Origin of the sequence: Lentzea tibetensis (genome assembly GCF_007845675.1) — a bacterium.
Lineage (GTDB): Bacteria > Actinomycetota > Actinomycetes > Mycobacteriales > Pseudonocardiaceae > Lentzea > Lentzea tibetensis.
Genome location: NZ_VOBR01000012.1, coordinates 189,531 through 205,538 on the forward strand (window position 1 = coordinate 189,531; position 16,008 = coordinate 205,538).

A 16,008-nucleotide genomic window follows, 5' to 3' on the forward strand; every position below is an offset into this window, starting at 1 on the left:
GCCAGTTCGGCCAGCGTCACGTCCCGCCACTCGACGGTCTCCGCCCTGCGCCCGAGGAACGACGGCAGGCAGGCGTTGCAGATCGAGGTCGATCCCACCCCGGAACGACACGTCCCGCAGGGCTCCTATACCAGTTGATTGCCGCAAGAGCATCCCCTAAAAATTCAAGCCACCCCTAGCATTCGAGACCCGTCGCAAATGGATTCACTACCGAAGTAAAGCCTTATCACCCCAATTGAGACGATGGGAACGATCTCTCCAATCAAGATGAACCCAACGTCTAGATTGCCCGTGAACTGCGTGACAGCCTTCGAACCCCGTCATTCCCCAGGAGGCCTGGTGTTCCAACGCATCGACGAGTTCCATGATTGGTGGAACCAGCAGCAACAGGCACATCCTTTTCATGTCACGCCTGCCCCGCTCGACCAGCTCACAGGCTGGTCAGCTGACCAGGACACGGGCGTCATCCGCCACCGGAGCGGCCGGTTCTTCTCGGTGGAAGGACTCGAGGTCAGCACCGACCACGGATTTGTCGAGGAATGGTCACAACCCATCATCGACCAGCCGGAATCGGGAATTCTGGGAATCCTGGTGAAGCGGGTGCGCGGCGTTCCCTACTTCCTCATGCAGGCCAAGGCGGAGCCGGGGAATGTCAACGTGATCCAACTCTCCCCCACGGTGCAAGCCACGAAGAGCAACTACTCTCGCGTTCACCAGGGCAAGTCCGTGCCCTATCTGGAACATTTCCTGGCACCGCGACGAGGGCGGATTCTGTCCGACGTGTTGCAGTCCGAACAGGGCGCGTGGTTCCTGCACAAGCGGAACCGCAACATGATCATCGAGATCGACGAGGACGTCGACGCGCTCGACGGTTTCTGCTGGCTGAGCCGTGAGCAGCTCTCCGAGCTGTTCGCCGTCGACAACCTGGTCAACATGGACTCGCGGACCGTGCTGGCGGGTTACCCGCTGCCCGGAACGAGCGCCGGCACGCACAACGACACCGCCAGCCTGCTGAGCTGGTTCACCGAGGCCAAGTCCCGCTACCGGCTCGACCGCAGGCGCATTCCGCTCAACGCCGTCAAGAAGTGGATCTGGTCGCCCGACGGCATCCGCCACGAGGACGACAAGTACTTCTCGGTGATCGGCGTCGACGTCGTGGCCGGCAACCGCGAGGTGGCCGGCTGGTCGCAGCCGTTGCTCGCGCCCAAGCACCGCGGGCTCGTGGCGTTGCTGGTCCGGCGGGTCGACGGGCAGCTCCAGGTGCTCATGCGCGCGCTCACCCAGGCGGGCACGCTCGACGTCGTCGAGATCGGGCCGACGGTCCAGTGCGCGCCCGGCAACCACGCGGACACCGAGCCGCAGCCCGCGTTCCTCGACCACGTGCTGACCGCGCCGAAGGAGCGGTTGCTCTTCGACACCGTGCACTCGGAGGAGGGCGGCCGGTTCTACCACGCGGAGAACCGCTACGTGGTCGTCGACACGGGCGACCAGCTCCCCGACGACGTCGGCCACGACTTCACCTGGATGACCCTCCCGCAGCTCGCGGAGCTCGCCCGGTACAGCAACCACGTCAACGTAGAGGCGCGCAACGTGTTGGCGTGCCTCATCTTCCAGCCGTCCGAGAGATGAGGCGCTGATGACCACTCGCGTGTGGGACTACCTGACCGAGTACGAGAACGAGCGCGGTGACATCCTCGCCGCGGTCGACCGGGTGTTCCGTTCCGGCACGCTCGTCATGGGTGAGAGCGTGCGAAGTTTCGAGCGGGAGTACGCGGACTACCACGGGGTCGCGCACTGCGTCAGCTGTGACAACGGGACCAACGCGCTCGTGCTCGCTCTCAGAGCGCTCGGAGTCGGTCCCGGCGACGAGGTGATCACGGTCTCGAACACGGCCGCTCCGACGGTGATCGCGATCGACCAGGTCGGCGCCACCCCGGTGTTCGTCGACATCGACCCGGACACGTACCTGATGGACACCAGCCAGGTGGCGGCGAAAGTCACCGAGCAGACCAAGTGCCTGCTGCCCGTGCACCTGTACGGCCAGTGCGTCGACCTGGAACCGTTGCGGCGCATCGCCGACCAGCACGGCCTCACGATCCTCGAGGACTGCGCGCAGGCCCACGGCGCGCGGCGCGACGGCGTGCCGGCGGGCACGATCGGCGACGCGGCCGCGTTCTCCTTCTACCCCACCAAGGTTCTCGGCGCGTACGGCGACGGCGGCGCCACGATCACCAACGACGACCAAGTCGCCGCGAACCTGCGCCGGCTGCGCTACTACGGCATGGAGAAGCAGTACTACGTCGTCCAGACGCCCGGCCACAACAGCAGGCTCGACGAGGTCCACGCCGAAATCCTGCGCACCAAGCTCATGCGGTTCGACGGCTACCTCGCCGCACGCCGGAAGGTCGCCCAGCGGTACTCCGAAGGCCTCGGCGACACCGAGCTGGTGCTGCCGAAGATCGCGCCGGGCAACGACCACGTCTACTACCTGTACGTCGTCCGCCACCCGAAGCGCGACGAGATCCTGGAACGGCTGAAGGCCTACGACGTCGAGCTGAACGTCAGCTACCGGTGGCCGGTCCACACGATGACCGGCTTCGCGCACCTCGGCTACGAGCCCGGCTCCCTGCCCGTCACCGAGCGGATGGCCGACCACATCTTCTCCCTGCCCATGTACGCCTCACTGTCGGAAGGCCTGCAGGACAAGGTCATCGGCGCGATCCGCGAAGTGTTGCAGTCACTCTGAAAGAAGGGTTCTGACGATGCGAGTACTGGTCACCACAGTGGGACTGGTGGGACACATCTTCCCGCTGGTCTCCATCGCACACGCGCTGCGCGCCGCCGGGCACGAGATCCTCTGGGCCACTCCCCAGCCGGAGCTCGTGGCGAAGGCGGGGCTGCCGGCCTTCGACCCCGCTCCGACAGCGAACCCCATGGAGATCATCCAGACGGTCCTTGCCAAGTACGGGCTCGGGTTCCAGATCAGCCGCGACGAGTACGCGAAAGAAATCGTGATGGGCGGCGAGCTGCTCGCTCGGCTCGGCGAGGTCACCATCGACCGCACGGTCGCGGTGACGCAGGGCTGGCGGCCCGACCTCGTCCTGCACGACGAGCTGCAGCCCGCGGGTCCGCTGATCGCGAGCATGTACGGCGTGCCCGCCGTCGAGCAGGTGCTCAGCGTCTGCGGCTACCGGGAGATCCGCGACGAGATGCGCCAGCACCTCGATGAGGTGTACGACCGGCACGATGTCGTCGGCCCGCCGGAGAAGTCCGCGTTCCTCGACACCCGGCCGCCGAGCATGCGGCACCGCGAGTTCGACGGCTGGTCGATGCGCCTCGTGCCGTACAGCGGCTCGAGCGTCCTGCCCGACTGGCTGCTGGAGCCGCCCGCCCGGCCGCGGGTCGCGATCACGCTCGGCACGACGACCCCCGGGTTCATGGACCTGAGCGCGTTCCGCAAGGTGGTCGAGGCGGCGAGCCAGGTGGACGCCGAGTTCGTGCTGGCCACCGGGGACGCCGACATCTCGGGGTTCGGCGAGCTGCCGGGCAACGTGCGCGCAGCGGGCTGGGTGCCGCTCCACTCGTTGCTGCAGACCTGCAGCTCGATGATCCACCACGTCGGCGGCGGCACCTCCATGACCGGGCTCGTCACCGGCATCACGCACCTCACGATGCCGCTGAGCGCGGACGCGTGGCAGGTCTCCGAACAGATCATGAAGCGCGGCCTCGGCGTGGAGGTGGCCACGCCCGACGAGATCGACGCCGAGATGATCCGCACGGTGCTGTTCGACTCGTCGATGCGCGCGGCGGCGGACGAGGTCAAGGCGGAGATCGCCGCCATGCCCTCTCCGGCGGATCTCGTGCCGCGGCTCGAAGAGCTGGTGGGCTGATCATGATCAATGTTTCCCAGCCTTCGCTGGGCGTCGAGGAACTCGCCGCCGTCAAGGAAGTCTTCGAGAGCAACTGGATCGGCAAGGGTGCGCGGGTGGACGCGTTCGAGGCCGCCTTCGCCGAGCACATCGGAGTCCGGCCGGAGAACGTCGCCACCCTCAACACCTGCACCGAGGCGCTGTTCCTGTCCATGAAGCTGCTCGAGATAGGCGCGGGCGACGACGTCGTGCTGCCCACGACGAGCTTCGTCGCGCAGGCCAACGCCATCGCGGCGCACGGCGCGCGCCCGGTGTTCTGCGACGTGGACCCCCGCACGCAGAACCCGACGCTCGCCGACGTCCAGGCGGCGATCACCCCGGCGACCAAGGCCGTGATGGTGCTGCACTTCGGCGGCTACCCCGGTGAGGTCGAGCAGATCGCCGAGTTCTGCCGGGAGCGCGGCATCTTCCTCATCGAGGACAGCGCCAACTCCGTCGCGTCCCGTGTGGACGGTCAGGCGGTCGGCACGTTCGGCGACATCGGCGCGTGGAGCTTCGACTACGCGAAGATGGTCGTGGCCGTGGACGGCGGCATGATCTACGCCCGCGACCCGAAGCTGATCGAACGCGCCCGCAAGATCGCGTTCTTCGGCCTCGAGCAGGAGAGCAACTCCTCGCAGGCCGAGCGGCACGCGAACCGGTGGTGGGACATCGAGGTCAGCTCGTTCGGCAGGCGCACCATCATGAACGACGTGCACGCGGCCGTCGGTCACGTGCAGCTGACCAAGCTGCCGTCGTTCGTGGCGCACCGGCGGTCGATCACCGAACGCTACGACGCCCTGCTGGCCGGCGTGCCGGGCGTCGTGGTGCCCCCGCCGCTGCCGGCGGGGCACGAGAACTCGTACTACTTCTACTGGGTGCAGCTCCCCGAGGGCATCCGCGACCAGGTGGCCAAGGAGCTGTACGCGCGCGGCATCTACACGACCTACCGGTACACGCCGCTGCACCGGGTCGGAGCCTACGGCGCGGACGTGTCGCTGCCCAAGGCCGAGCGCGCCGCCGAGTGCACGCTCAACCTGCCGATCCACCAGTCGCTGACGGAGTCCGATGTGGACACCGTGGTGGCCGCGCTGCGAGACGTGTTGGCGAACCTCATCTGAGACGTGCTTGGGAGGAACTGTGTCCGAGGCGGAACTGCGCGGCCGCAACCGCGCCACGGTCGAGAAGTACATGCGAACCAAGGGACAGGACCGGCTGCGCAGGCACGAGCTGTTCGTGGAGCACGGCCGGGCCGGTCTGTGGACCAGCGACAAGCTGGACCCCATCGAGACCACCGGACGTGACCGCCTCGCCGAGCACGCCAAGTGGTCGCTGGAGTGCTTCCCGGACTGGGAGTGGTACGACGTCGAGGTCTTCGAGACCCAGGACCCGAACCGCTTCTGGGTGGAGTGCGACGGCCGCGGGAAAATCCTCTTCCCCGGATATCCGGAAGGGTTCTACGAGAACCACTTCCTGCACTCGTTCGAACTGTCCGACGGCCTGATCGTGCGCCAGCGCGAGTTCATGAACCCGTTCCAGCAGTTGCGCGCGCTCAGCATTCCGGTGCCCGAGATCCGCCGCGAAGGCATTCCCACCTAGACCGCACCGGGTCACCTGACCCACCGATCACAGGAGACCTCAGATGCCCGGTATCCCGCCGATCGTCGGCTACGCCTTACCTTCCAGCGCGGATCTGCCCGAGTCGATTCCGCAGTGGACCTTCGACCCGGAACGCGCCGTGCTGCTGGTGCACGACATGCAGCTGTACTTCCTCTCCCCGTTCCCCGAGCCCATGCGGGAGGAGCTGGTCGCGGCGGCGGCCGCGTTGCGCGACCAGTGCGCGAAGCGCGGGGTGCAGGTGGCCTACACCGCGCAGCCCGGCAGCATGACCGACGAGCAACGCGGACTGCTCAAGGACATCTGGGGTCCCGGCATGCGGGCGAACGGGCAGAACCAGGAGATCGTGCCGCAACTCGCGCCCGCCGACGGGGACTGGGTTCTCACGAAGTGGCGTTACAGCGCGTTCGCCCGGACCGACCTGCTCGAGCGGTGTCGCGCGGCCGGGCGCGACCAGCTCGTGCTGTGCGGGGTCTACGCGCACGTCGGGGTGCTGGCCACCGCGCTCGACGCGTACAGCAACGACATCCAGCCGTTCTTCGTCGCTGACGCGACAGCCGACTTCACCGAGGACCACCACCGAATGGCACTCGACTACGCGGCCGCTCGCTGCGCGGTGGTCACAACGGCAAAGGGGCTACTCACATGACAGCACCATTCCTGTTGGACGACGTGTTCACCGGCCGCGCCGGCCCGTTCGCGCTGCTGCACCGGCCAGACGCGACCGGCCACGGAGTGCTCGACGTGCTGACCGGTCCGGTGTCCGAGCACGAGACGCTCGACGACCTGCCCCTCCCGGCCGGCGACTGCGACGAGGTGCTCGCCCTCGTCCCCTACCGGCAGCTCACCGAACGCGGGTTCGCCTGCCACGACGACGGCACCCCGCTCGTCGCGCTCACGGTCACGGCCAGCCAGCGGCTACCGCTCACCGAGTTGCTCGCCCACATCCCGGACGTGCCGACACCGGTCATCGGTGGCCGGTTCGACCTCGACGACGACACCTACGCGAGCACCGTCCGCAGGGTGATCGAGAAGAACATCGGCGCCGGTGAAGGCGCGAACTTCGTGCTGAAGCGGTCCTTCACCGCCGACATCGGCAACTACGGCCCCCTCAGCGCGCCCGCGTTCTTCCGCAGGCTGCTGACCACGGAGAAGGGTGCCTACTGGACGTTCCTGGTGCACACCGGCGAACGGACGCTCGTCGGCGCCTCACCGGAACGGCACGTCAGCCTGAACGACGGCACCGTCGTGATGAACCCGATCAGCGGCACTTACCGCTACCCGCCGACCGGCCCGACCCCGCAGGGAGTGCTGGAGTTCCTCGAGGATCAGAAGGAGACCGACGAGCTCTACATGGTCCTCGACGAGGAACTGAAGATGATGGCCCGCATCTGCGAGAGCGGCGGCCGCGTGATCGGCCCCCGGCTCAAGGAGATGGCCAGGGTCGCGCACACCGAGTACTTCATCGAGGGCCGCAGCACCCGTGACGTGCGGGAGATCCTGCGCGAGACGATGTTCGCGCCGACCGTCACCGGCAGCCCGCTGGAGAACGCGTGCCGCGCCATCCGCGACTACGAGCCCGGCGGCCGCGGCTACTACAGCGGCGCCGCCGCGTTGATCGGCTGGGATGCCCGCGGCGAGCAGACGCTGGACTCGGCGATCCTCATCCGCACCGCGGACATCGACCGCACCGGCCGGGTCCGCATCGACGTCGGCGCCACCATCGTGCGGCACTCGAACCCCGAGTCGGAGGCCGCCGAGACTTCGGCCAAGGCGGCGGCGCTGGTCGCGGCGCTCGAATCGGAACGCACGACACTCGGCACCCATCCGTCCGTCCGGGCCGCGCTGGCCCGCCGCAACGACACCATCGCGGACTTCTGGCTCTCCGACTTCACCGCGCGGGCCGACCCGCACGCCGGGCTGACCGGCCGCGAGGTGCTGGTGATCGACGCCGAGGACAGCTTCACCGCCATGATCGGACACCAGCTGACCGCGCTCGGCCTGCGGGTGACCGTCCGCGGTCACGACGAGGATCCGGACGACTCCGGCTACGACCTCGTGGTGATGGGGCCAGGCCCCGGCGACCCGCGCGACCTGGCCCACCCGAGGATCGGCTTCCTGCACCGCCGGATCACGCGCCTGCTCGCCGAGTCACGCCCGTTCCTCGCGGTGTGCCTGAGCCACCAGGTCCTCAGCCTGCTGTTCGGGCTCGACCTGCACCGCCGTGAACAGCCGAACCAGGGCGTGCAGGCCAAGATCGACCTGTTCGGCTCGCCGGCACAGGCCGGGTTCTACAACACCTTCGCCGCGTTGAGCACCCACGACGAGTTCACCGTGGACGGTGTGGGGCGGGTCGAGGTCGCTCGCGACCCGGAGACGAACGAGGTGCACGCCTTGCGCGGCAACCGCTTCGCCTCCATGCAGTTCCACCCCGAGTCCGTGCTGACCGCCGACGGCCCTCAGCTCGTCGGCGCCACGCTGCTGAGGCTGCTGGGTCGTCCCGCCGCCATCGAAGTCGCCTGAGGAGAACTGTGGTGCACCACTACGCGGTGGCGGACGCGTTCGCCGACAAACCCCTGCACGGCAACCCGGTCGCGGTGTTCTTCGACGCAGACGACCTCACGCCGGAGCAGATGCAGCGCATCGCGCGCGAGACGAACCTGTCCGAGACCACCTTCGTGCTGCGGCCCGAGCAGGGCGGCGACGCGCACATCCGGATCTTCACCCCGGTCAACGAGCTGCCGTTCGCCGGGCACCCGCTGCTCGGCACCGCGATCGTGCTCGGCTGCCGCGGCCACGGCGCGCGGCTGCGACTGGAGACCGCGATGGGCGTCGTCCCGTTCGAGGTGGAGGTCGGTGGCAGTAACGCCAAGGGCAGGCGCACCGGGCACGCCACGATGCGCCAGCCCGTGCCCACCTGGCGGCCGTTCGACCGGACCGGCGAGCTGCTCGACGCGCTCGGCGTGCCGGAACCGCCGTTCCCGGTGGAGATCTACCACAACGGCCCCCGGCACGTCCTGGTCGGACTGGACAGCATCGCGTCGCTGTCCAAAGTGGATCCGGACCACCGTGCGCTCGCCGGGTTCGAGGACATGGCGGTCAACTGCATCGCGGGTTCGGGAACGCGGTGGCGCAACCGGATGTTCTCGCCCGCCTACGGGGTGGTCGAGGACGCTGCCACCGGCTCGGCCGCGGGCCCGATCGCCATCCACGCCGCACGGCACGCCCAGGCGCCGCACGGTCAGTGGGTGGACATCGCCCAGGGCGTGGAGATCGGGCGGCACTCCCTGATGCGCGCCCGGATCGAACTCGACGGCGATCACGTCGAGTCGGTCGAGGTCGGCGGGCACGGCGTCGTCGTGGCGGAGGGCACGTTCCATGTCTGAGAGAACCAGGTCCGAGTCGCTCACCGGGACGATCGTGGCCGCCTTCCCGGAGTACGCCGATCCTCCCGGTGACCCGTTCGAGCTGTTGACGTCGTGGCTGTCGGCCGCCGAGCAGAACGGGGTGCGCGAGCCGAGGGCGTTGGCGCTGGCCACGGCGGACGAACACGGGCGCACGTCGTCCCGAGTCGTCGTGCTGAGCCGGATCACGCCGTCCGGCCTGGTGTTCGCCACGCACCGGGACAGCCGCAAGGGCCGCGAACTCGCGGTGAACCCGTGGGCGTCCGGGGTCCTGTACTGGCGTGAGACCAGCCAGCAGGTCGTCGTCGCCGGACCGGTGCGGCTGTTGCCGGACGACGAGGCCGACGCGATGTGGGCGGCCCGGCCACCGTTCACCCACGCCATGACCACCGCGTCACGGCAGAGCCACCCGCTGACCGACGTCGCCGCCCTGCGCGCGAAGGCTCATCTGCTCGGCGCCGAACCGTTGCCACGTCCGGACAACTACGCCGGCTACGTGCTCGAGCCTGCGGAGATCGAGTTCTGGGCCAACGGCTCGGACCGGCTGCACGAACGACTGCACTACGAACGACTGGGCTACGACCGGGACGACACCGGCTGGCACACCACGAGGTTGCAACCATGACAGTCCTTTTCGGAAACACTACCGACGCGGACCTGCGGGCCCGCAACCGGCACGCGGTCGAGCAGTACTTCCGCACCGGTCCCGAGGCGAGGCTCAGCCGCTACCTGCTCTACACCGAGGACGGCACGGCGTCGCTGGTCAACACCGACATCGGCAGACCGATCACGGTCCGCGGCCGGGAGAAGCTCAAGCGGCACAACGAACTGTCGCTGCAGGTGCTCCCGGACTGGGAATGGCACGACGTGGTTCTCTACGAGACGCACGACCCCGGCACCATCTGGGTCGAGTGCGACGGCGAGGGCACCATCCGGTTCCCGGACTACCCCGAAGGCCACTACCGCAACCACTTCGTGCACGGGTTCACCCTCGTCGACGGGCTCATCGCGGCGAGCAGGGAGTACGCGAACCCGATCGAGCACATGCGGTCACTCGGCATCGAGACCCCGCACATCAAGCGCGACTTCATTCCCTCAGGAGAGGAGTGACCATGGACCACGAAGCTTCCCGTGCCGCGATCGACCTGGTCACCGCGGCGTGGCGCTCCCAGGTCGTGCACGTCGCGGCATCGCTGCGGCTGCCTGACCTCGTCGCGGCCGGACATCGCACCAGCGCGGCATTGGCCTCGCCGACCGGCGTCGACGCCGCGGCGTTGCACAGGCTGCTGCGCGTGCTGGCGTTGCTCGGTCTGTTCGATGGCGACGACACCGGCGGATACACCGTCACCGCGGTGGGCGAGCAGTTCCAGGACCGGCCAGGATCGTTGCGCGACACGGCCCTGCTCTACGCCGACGAGTTCTACACCGCCTGGGGCCACGCCGCGGAGTCGTTCCGCACCGGCGTACCGGGGTTCGAGCTGGCGTTCGGCCGCACGCTGATCGACTACCTCGGGGAGGACGCCGACGCCGCGGGCCGCTTCCAGCGCAGCCTGCGCGCCAACAGCTTCTTCTTCGACGCCGTGCCCGACGTGATCGACTTCGGGCACAGCACCCACGTGGCCGACATCGGCGGCGGCAGCGGGCTGCTGCTGTCCACCGTGCTCCGCGCCGCGCCCCGCACCCGCGGCACCTACCTCGACCTGGAACACACCATCCCGATCGCCCGCGAGCACTTCACCGCGACGGTCGGGACGGACCGGGTCGACCTGGTCGCCGCCGACATGTTCACCGCCGCGCTGCCCGAGGCCGACACCTACCTCTTGTCACGGGTGCTGGGTGACTGGTCCGACGACGACTGCGTGCGGCTGCTGCGCAACGTCCGGCGGGCGATGCCACCACACGCCCGTCTGCTGATCATCGAGCGGGTCGTGCACGACGACCAGCCGGGTCTGCTCGCCCCGCTGTGGGATCTGCAGCTCTTCGTGCTCAACGGAGGCACGCAACGGGAGTACCGCACCTACACCGATCTCGCCGCGCGGTCCGGGTTCGCGATCAAGGAGTCGGTCGCGCTGCCCATGGAGAACTCCGCGCTCGTGCTCATCCCGACCGACTGACCGGAAGGAAGACCGTGACCACAGAAGTGAGACCCGGCCTGCTGGTCGAGTACGCGCTCAGCTACCTGTACTCGTCAGCCTTGAACACCGCTGCCCGGCTCGGTGTCGCGGACCACCTCCACGACGGTCCCCGCACCGCCGCCGAGCTCGCCGCCGCCACCGGCGCACACGGTCCGAACCTGCACCGCGTGCTGCGTTTCCTCGCCACCCGCGGCGTGTTCCGCGAGGACGACGAGTCCCGCTTCCACCTGACACCGCTGGCCGAGCCACTGCGCGCGGACTCACCGAAGTCGTTGCGGGACTTCGTCCTCAGCCTCGGTGACGGAATCTTCCTCGAGCCCGCCGCCCGCATGTACGACACCGTTGTCTCCGGGCGGGCCGTTTTCGACGACATCTTCGACGCGCCGTTCTACGAGCACCTCGCGAACGACCCTGTGACCGGCCCCGCCTACAACGCCGGCATGGCGGCCTTCTCCAACCTGGTCAGCAACGACGTCACCGCCGCCTACGACTTCCCGGACCACGCGGTGGTCGTCGACGTCGGCGGCGGCCGGGGCGGCCTGCTGCGCAGCATCCTGCTGCAGCACCCGCACGTCACCGGCGTCCTGTTCGACCTGCCCAGCGTCGTCGACGACCACGTACTGGACGAACCGGACCTGGCCGGGCGCTGGCGCGTGGAGAGCGGCGACTTCTTCGAGTCGGTCCCCGAAGGCGGCGACGTCTACGTCTTCAAGCACGTCTTCGCGAGCTGGTCCGACGCCGACTGCCTGCGACTGCTCTCCACGTGCCGCAAGACCATGCCCGACAACGGACGGGTCCTGGTCGTCAACGGCGTCATCCCGCCGGGCAACGACCCCCACCCCGGCAAGACCATCGACGTCCTGATCCTGAACCTGCTGGGCGGCAAGGAACGCACCCTGCCCGAGTACGAGTCGCTGCTCGTCGAGGCCGGCTTCACGGTCAGCCGCGTCATTCCCGTGTCACCCAACGCAACCATCATCGAGGGGACTCCCGCATGACCCGCACCGTCGAACCTACGAGCCCAGCCCTCGAGGACCTGCTCGCCGTGGTGGCCGAGCGCCGCGCCGAGTTCACCGCGCTGCGCGACATCCCGCGCGACGTGATGGAGAAGTTCCGCGCGGCCGGCGTCTACCGCGCCGCCACACCGAAGATGTTCGGTGGCGACGCGCTCCCGCCGCGCCAGTACCTGCGCATGGTCGAGCGGATCGCCGAGGTGGACGGCTCCGCGGGCTGGATGGCCAGCATCGAGGTCGCCAAGATCTACCTGGCCGCCCTGCCACTGGAAACCCAGGCCAAGCTGTACTCGACCGGCCCGGACGTCGTGTTCGCAGGCGGTCTCTTCCCCATGCAACCGGCCGAACGCGAGCCAGGAGGCTTCAAGGTGAGCGGGCAGTGGCGGTTCGCCAGCGGCTGCACGAGCGCCGACATCCTCGCCGTCGGCATCAGGACCGAAGACGACAAGGCGCGCATGGCGGTGCTGCCCGCCGAAGACGTCGAGATCGTCGAGAACTGGGACGTCGTCGGCATGGAGGGCACCGGCAGTCACGACCTGAGGATCAACGGCGTCGTCGTGCCCGACGAGTGGACCTTCCTCCGCGGCGGCCGCGCGAACGTCGACGAGCCCCTGCACCGCTACCCCGCCGTGCCCTACGCCGCGCAAGCGTTGGCGGCGGTCAACCTCGGCATCGCCCGAGCCGCGCTCGACCACCTCACCCAGGTCGGCGCGGGCCGCACCGGCCTGACCGGAGCAGCCCAGCTCGCCGACCGTCCCTACGCGCGGATCGCCGTCGGCAAAGCCGAAGCCGCGCTGCGCTCGGCCCGCGCCTTCTTCTACGAGGTGACCGACGAGGTGTACGCGACGGTCACCTCCGGCACGCCGGCGTCGGTCGAGCAGGCCAGCTCGATCCGGCTGGCCGCCGCACACGCGGCCGCGGTCAGCTTCGACGTCGTGCGCACCGCCTACAGCCTCGCCGACATCTCGGCGATCAGCTCCGGCCACCCGCTGCAGCGCCACCTGCGGGACGCGTCGGTCGTCCCGCACCACGCCTTGCTGACCGAGGGCGTCTACGACGGTGCGGGAGCGGTCCTGATGGGCGTCAAACCCGCTCCCGGCTACGTCTGACGGAGGCAGCCCAATCGCCTCAACCGCTCGGCGCGTGCCGAGCAGCGCCGGCTCGGAGCAGGGCGAGGGCGAACAGCCCCGCCGGGATGATCAGCCAGCAGGAGAACAGCCGGTAGCCGAGGACGACGGCCGCGGCGGGCGCCTCACTCGCGCCCGCCGCGATCAGCGCGGCGAGCAGACTCGCCTCGATCACGCCCATCCCGCCGGGCGTCAGCGGCACCTGGCGCACCAGTTGGACGACCACGTACGCCGTGCCCACCTCGACGAACGTCAGCGGCAGGTGGAACGCCTGCGCGACAGCGGCCAGGCAGCAGAGGTCGGCCAGCCAGTTGACGATCGCGAAGGCGAGAGCGCCGCGCCGATAGCGCGTCCGCAAGGTCACCATCGCCGTCACCGCGTGCCGAGCGCTCGCCCGCCAACCGCTCGACGTCCAGTCGTCCCCGTGTCCCGGAACGCCGTGCGAGTCGGGCTCGCAGCGACGGGTCGCCTCCCACACCGCGAACACCAGGAGGGTGATCACGAGCGCCCCCGCGATCACCGAGCCGGCCGGGTGCGCCCGCCAGGTGTCCTGCGGGTGCGCCGCCAACAGGGTGAGGAATCCGAACAGGTACAACAACGCCAGACCCGCCGTCGACAACACCCCGGACAGCAGGAGCACAGTCGCCGCGACCTCTGTGCTCGCACCCGCCTTGCGGAACGCCTTGTAGGCGAAGCCCGCCGAGACGGCCGACCCGGCGGGCATGCTGATGGCGATGGCCGAACGCCCGTACGTGACGGCGATGGACCGCCAGATCGTCAGGGACACGCCGAAACCCCGCAGGAGCCACCACTGCTGGCGGGCGAACATCCTCATCGAGACCAGTTCGGCTACGAGTGCCAGCAGCAGCCAGCCGACGTCGGCCGTCCGGACGACCGGCACCAGGTCGGACATCTTCGGCAGTGACCGGTACACCAGCGCACCCGCCGCCACGAGTGCCACCGCAGTGAGGATTGGCCGCCACCAACGTCTCATCCACTTCTCCCGGCAGTTACTAGACGCAGCCGTTCCGTTTTGGTCGACGGTAGACCCACCACCCGGCCGACACGACAACCGGGGTCCCGAGTCGCTCACGCATTCCGCCGTCCAGCTGGCCCGACGCGTCATACGAGGTCAGACGGGCGTGTTGTTGGCTCGCCACTGCAGAAACTCCGATACCGAGGTGACGTCGCTGAAGTCGGGACGGCGGGTCTCCTGGCAGCCTTCGACGTAGACCACTGTGCGGCCTTCGTCGTCTTTCGGAACGGACTGACGAGGTCTCGCGTCGCTCGCGGAGTTCACCACGTCCGGTCTGGCGCCGTTCGACGGCTGAGCGGCCGCCACGCCCGGCGACGCGACGACAGCCGCCCCCAGCGTGAAACACACGGCCGTGACGACCGCACGTCGCAATCTTCACGGCGGCCTGCCTGTACGGGGTCGGCCTCCTCGTGGCCGGCCCGACGCGAGCCCTTCGGCAGGTGACGCGAGACCACCTGGTGTGGACCGTCGCCCTGGTCGACGGAGTCGCGATCACGGTCGCGTTCGTCGCGGCAGGGCCGGATGCTCAAGCGCTGGCAGAAGTCCGGCGAACGGTGGCCCTCGGACGCACTGACCACGGCGCCGCCGCGACCGCGGCTGGGCCGTCGTCCACGGCGCGGGAGCGGTCCTGATGGGCGTCAAACCCGCTCCCGGCTACGTCTGACGGGGGCTCAGTGGTGGCGGTCGGCGGCGTCGAACCAGTTCAGGGTTCGGCGCCAGGCCTCCGTCGCGCCGTGCGGGTTGAACCGGGCGCCGGTGTCGTTGAAGAAGGCGTGATCGGCCTCGGTGAAGGTGAGGAGTTCGTACTTCAGCCTCGCGGCTTCCAAGGCCGCCTTGGCCGCCGGCCGGGTCGCGTTGACTCGGGTGTCGAGCCCGCCGTACACCCCGAGCACGGCGGCTCGGGAGCCTTGGAAGTTCCCGCCTTCCGGGAACGGCCCGTAGTACGCGGCGCCCGCGGCCAGGCGCGGCTCGTTCGAGGCGAGCAGGCGCCACACCATGTTGCCGCCGAAGCAGTAGCCGACCGCGCACAGCTTCTTGCCGCGCACGCGCCGCTTGAGCTCGGAGAGGCCGGCTTTCATGTCCGCGACGAAACGTTCCGGCGGGATCCGTGAGAGCGCGGCCGCCACCTCGGCTTCACCGGGGAACGCCCCGGTGCCGCCCTCCTCGGACAACAGGTCGAGCGCGAGTGCGGAGTACCCGCTGGCGGCGAACCGCCCGGCGACCGTGCGGATGTGCTCGTTCAGCCCGCGGTTCTCGTGGATGACCAGCACGCCACCACGGGGCTTCTCAGCGGCAGCCCAAGCGGCCATCAGCGGCACGCGGGGTCCAGCGAACGTGATCGACTCACGAGGGACGGGAGCCCAGCTCGTTTCGGACGAGGAACGTTTGCCGCTCTCCGGTTCGACTGCCGCCGCACTACCCGATGCGAACGCGGTCAGCAGCCCACTCGCTGCCGCACCGGTCACACCGAGCAAGCCGAGGCGGCGTAGCGCTTCCCGTCGGTTGATGATGCCGTCGGCAAGGTCTTCCGCGACTTCTTCTGCGAGATACCGCTGAATCTCCGTCATGGCTACTCCCAACAGACTCTGCGAGAGTGGCACCGGCCGGTGGCCGGCAGCCCGCGGTGGCGCGGACGAGCATAGACCTCACCGCCAGGCACCGGCTGTTTGTTCGCTGTCCGCACCCGCCGGCCGCCAGGAATGTCCACAAAGGACTCTGCTGGGTCGGACGGAGAGTCACCCTTGCCGTTCGTCGACCGCGGAGGATA

General features: G+C 69.0%; 17 protein-coding genes. 14 read left to right on the forward strand and 3 right to left on the reverse strand.

Annotated elements, in window-relative coordinates; translation table 11 throughout:
• The first annotated feature begins 339 nt into the window (after positions 1-339).
• Genes FKR81_RS20445 through FKR81_RS20505 form a run of 13 tightly spaced genes read left to right on the forward strand, consistent with a single transcriptional unit; the run spans position 340 to position 13,186 of the window.
• Positions 340-1,629, forward strand: a complete 1,290-nt coding sequence (locus tag FKR81_RS20445; protein WP_146353699.1) for an NDP-hexose 2,3-dehydratase family protein — start codon at positions 340-342, stop codon at positions 1,627-1,629.
• 7 nt (positions 1,630-1,636) lie between these two features.
• Complete coding sequence (locus FKR81_RS20450) at positions 1,637-2,746, forward strand: DegT/DnrJ/EryC1/StrS family aminotransferase (RefSeq protein ID WP_146353700.1); 1,110 nt, start codon at positions 1,637-1,639, stop codon at positions 2,744-2,746.
• A gap of 16 nt (positions 2,747-2,762) precedes the next feature.
• Positions 2,763-3,890 (forward strand): nucleotide disphospho-sugar-binding domain-containing protein, encoded by a 1,128-nt coding sequence (locus tag FKR81_RS20455; RefSeq protein ID WP_146353701.1) that lies wholly within the window; start codon positions 2,763-2,765, stop codon positions 3,888-3,890.
• Between the two features lie 2 nt (positions 3,891-3,892).
• A complete protein-coding gene (locus FKR81_RS20460) occupies positions 3,893-5,029 on the forward strand; it encodes a DegT/DnrJ/EryC1/StrS family aminotransferase (protein ID WP_146353702.1) in 1,137 nt (378 codons plus the stop codon).
• Positions 5,030-5,048: 19 nt separating this feature from the next.
• The gene (locus FKR81_RS20465; protein ID WP_328593152.1) at positions 5,049-5,507 is read left to right on the forward strand and encodes a PhzA/PhzB family protein; all 459 of its coding nucleotides are present in this window, start codon (positions 5,049-5,051) and stop codon (positions 5,505-5,507) included.
• 43 nt (positions 5,508-5,550) lie between these two features.
• On the forward strand, positions 5,551-6,174 hold the full coding sequence (locus tag FKR81_RS20470) for an isochorismatase family protein (RefSeq protein WP_146353704.1): 624 nt from the start codon (positions 5,551-5,553) through the stop codon (positions 6,172-6,174).
• Positions 6,171-8,048, forward strand: a complete 1,878-nt coding sequence (locus FKR81_RS20475) for an anthranilate synthase family protein (protein ID WP_146353705.1) — start codon at positions 6,171-6,173, stop codon at positions 8,046-8,048. The genes FKR81_RS20470 and FKR81_RS20475 overlap by 4 nt, the downstream gene beginning before the upstream one ends.
• 11 nt (positions 8,049-8,059) lie before the next feature.
• Positions 8,060-8,911: a PhzF family phenazine biosynthesis protein gene (locus tag FKR81_RS20480; protein ID WP_146353706.1), complete on the forward strand. Its 852-nt coding sequence runs from the start codon at positions 8,060-8,062 to the stop codon at positions 8,909-8,911.
• A complete protein-coding gene (phzG, locus tag FKR81_RS20485; RefSeq protein WP_146353707.1) occupies positions 8,904-9,554 on the forward strand; it encodes a phenazine biosynthesis FMN-dependent oxidase PhzG in 651 nt (216 codons plus the stop codon). The genes FKR81_RS20480 and phzG overlap by 8 nt, the downstream gene beginning before the upstream one ends.
• Positions 9,551-10,039 carry a PhzA/PhzB family protein gene (locus tag FKR81_RS20490; RefSeq protein WP_146353708.1) on the forward strand — a complete coding sequence of 163 codons (489 nt, stop codon included), beginning with the start codon at positions 9,551-9,553 and terminating at the stop codon, positions 10,037-10,039. Before phzG ends, FKR81_RS20490 begins: the two co-directional genes overlap by 4 nt.
• 2 nt (positions 10,040-10,041) lie before the next feature.
• Positions 10,042-11,043, forward strand: coding sequence for a methyltransferase (locus FKR81_RS20495; RefSeq protein WP_146353709.1), 1,002 nt, complete (start codon positions 10,042-10,044; stop codon positions 11,041-11,043).
• Positions 11,044-11,057: 14 nt separating this feature from the next.
• Entirely contained in the window at positions 11,058-12,062 is a 1,005-nt protein-coding gene (locus FKR81_RS20500) for a methyltransferase (RefSeq protein WP_146353710.1), read from the forward strand.
• Positions 12,059-13,186, forward strand: a complete 1,128-nt coding sequence (locus FKR81_RS20505) for an acyl-CoA dehydrogenase family protein (protein WP_146353711.1) — start codon at positions 12,059-12,061, stop codon at positions 13,184-13,186. The genes FKR81_RS20500 and FKR81_RS20505 overlap by 4 nt, the downstream gene beginning before the upstream one ends.
• A gap of 19 nt (positions 13,187-13,205) precedes the next feature.
• On the opposite strand, the gene FKR81_RS20510 is transcribed toward FKR81_RS20505, so the two are convergent.
• Positions 13,206-14,165 (reverse strand): lysylphosphatidylglycerol synthase transmembrane domain-containing protein, encoded by a 960-nt coding sequence (locus FKR81_RS20510; RefSeq protein WP_186763072.1) that lies wholly within the window; start codon positions 14,163-14,165, stop codon positions 13,206-13,208.
• 171 nt (positions 14,166-14,336) lie between these two features.
• The gene (locus FKR81_RS20515; RefSeq protein ID WP_186763073.1) at positions 14,337-14,588 is read right to left on the reverse strand and encodes a hypothetical protein; all 252 of its coding nucleotides are present in this window, start codon (positions 14,586-14,588) and stop codon (positions 14,337-14,339) included.
• Positions 14,589-14,680: 92 nt separating this feature from the next.
• Between FKR81_RS20515 and FKR81_RS20520 the strand changes: the two genes are divergently transcribed.
• Positions 14,681-14,872, forward strand: coding sequence for a hypothetical protein (locus tag FKR81_RS20520; protein WP_146353714.1), 192 nt, complete (start codon positions 14,681-14,683; stop codon positions 14,870-14,872).
• Between the two features lie 39 nt (positions 14,873-14,911).
• Here FKR81_RS20520 and FKR81_RS20525 read toward each other — a convergent pair whose 3' ends face one another.
• On the reverse strand, positions 14,912-15,808 hold the full coding sequence (locus tag FKR81_RS20525) for a dienelactone hydrolase family protein (RefSeq protein ID WP_146353715.1): 897 nt from the start codon (positions 15,806-15,808) through the stop codon (positions 14,912-14,914).
• Between the last annotated feature and the right edge of the window lie 200 nt (positions 15,809-16,008).

Coding starts and splice junctions, on each gene's coding strand:
- FKR81_RS20450 (WP_146353700.1), top strand. CDS start 1,637: ATGACCACTCGCGTGTGGGACTACCTGACCGAGTACGAGAACGAGCGC.
- FKR81_RS20455 (WP_146353701.1), top strand. CDS start 2,763: ATGCGAGTACTGGTCACCACAGTGGGACTGGTGGGACACATCTTCCCG.
- FKR81_RS20460 (WP_146353702.1), top strand. CDS start 3,893: ATGATCAATGTTTCCCAGCCTTCGCTGGGCGTCGAGGAACTCGCCGCC.
- FKR81_RS20470 (WP_146353704.1), top strand. CDS start 5,551: ATGCCCGGTATCCCGCCGATCGTCGGCTACGCCTTACCTTCCAGCGCG.
- FKR81_RS20475 (WP_146353705.1), top strand. CDS start 6,171: ATGACAGCACCATTCCTGTTGGACGACGTGTTCACCGGCCGCGCCGGC.
- phzG (WP_146353707.1), top strand. CDS start 8,904: ATGTCTGAGAGAACCAGGTCCGAGTCGCTCACCGGGACGATCGTGGCC.
- FKR81_RS20490 (WP_146353708.1), top strand. CDS start 9,551: ATGACAGTCCTTTTCGGAAACACTACCGACGCGGACCTGCGGGCCCGC.
- FKR81_RS20495 (WP_146353709.1), top strand. CDS start 10,042: ATGGACCACGAAGCTTCCCGTGCCGCGATCGACCTGGTCACCGCGGCG.
- FKR81_RS20505 (WP_146353711.1), top strand. CDS start 12,059: ATGACCCGCACCGTCGAACCTACGAGCCCAGCCCTCGAGGACCTGCTC.
- FKR81_RS20525 (WP_146353715.1), bottom strand. CDS start 15,808: ATGACGGAGATTCAGCGGTATCTCGCAGAAGAAGTCGCGGAAGACCTT.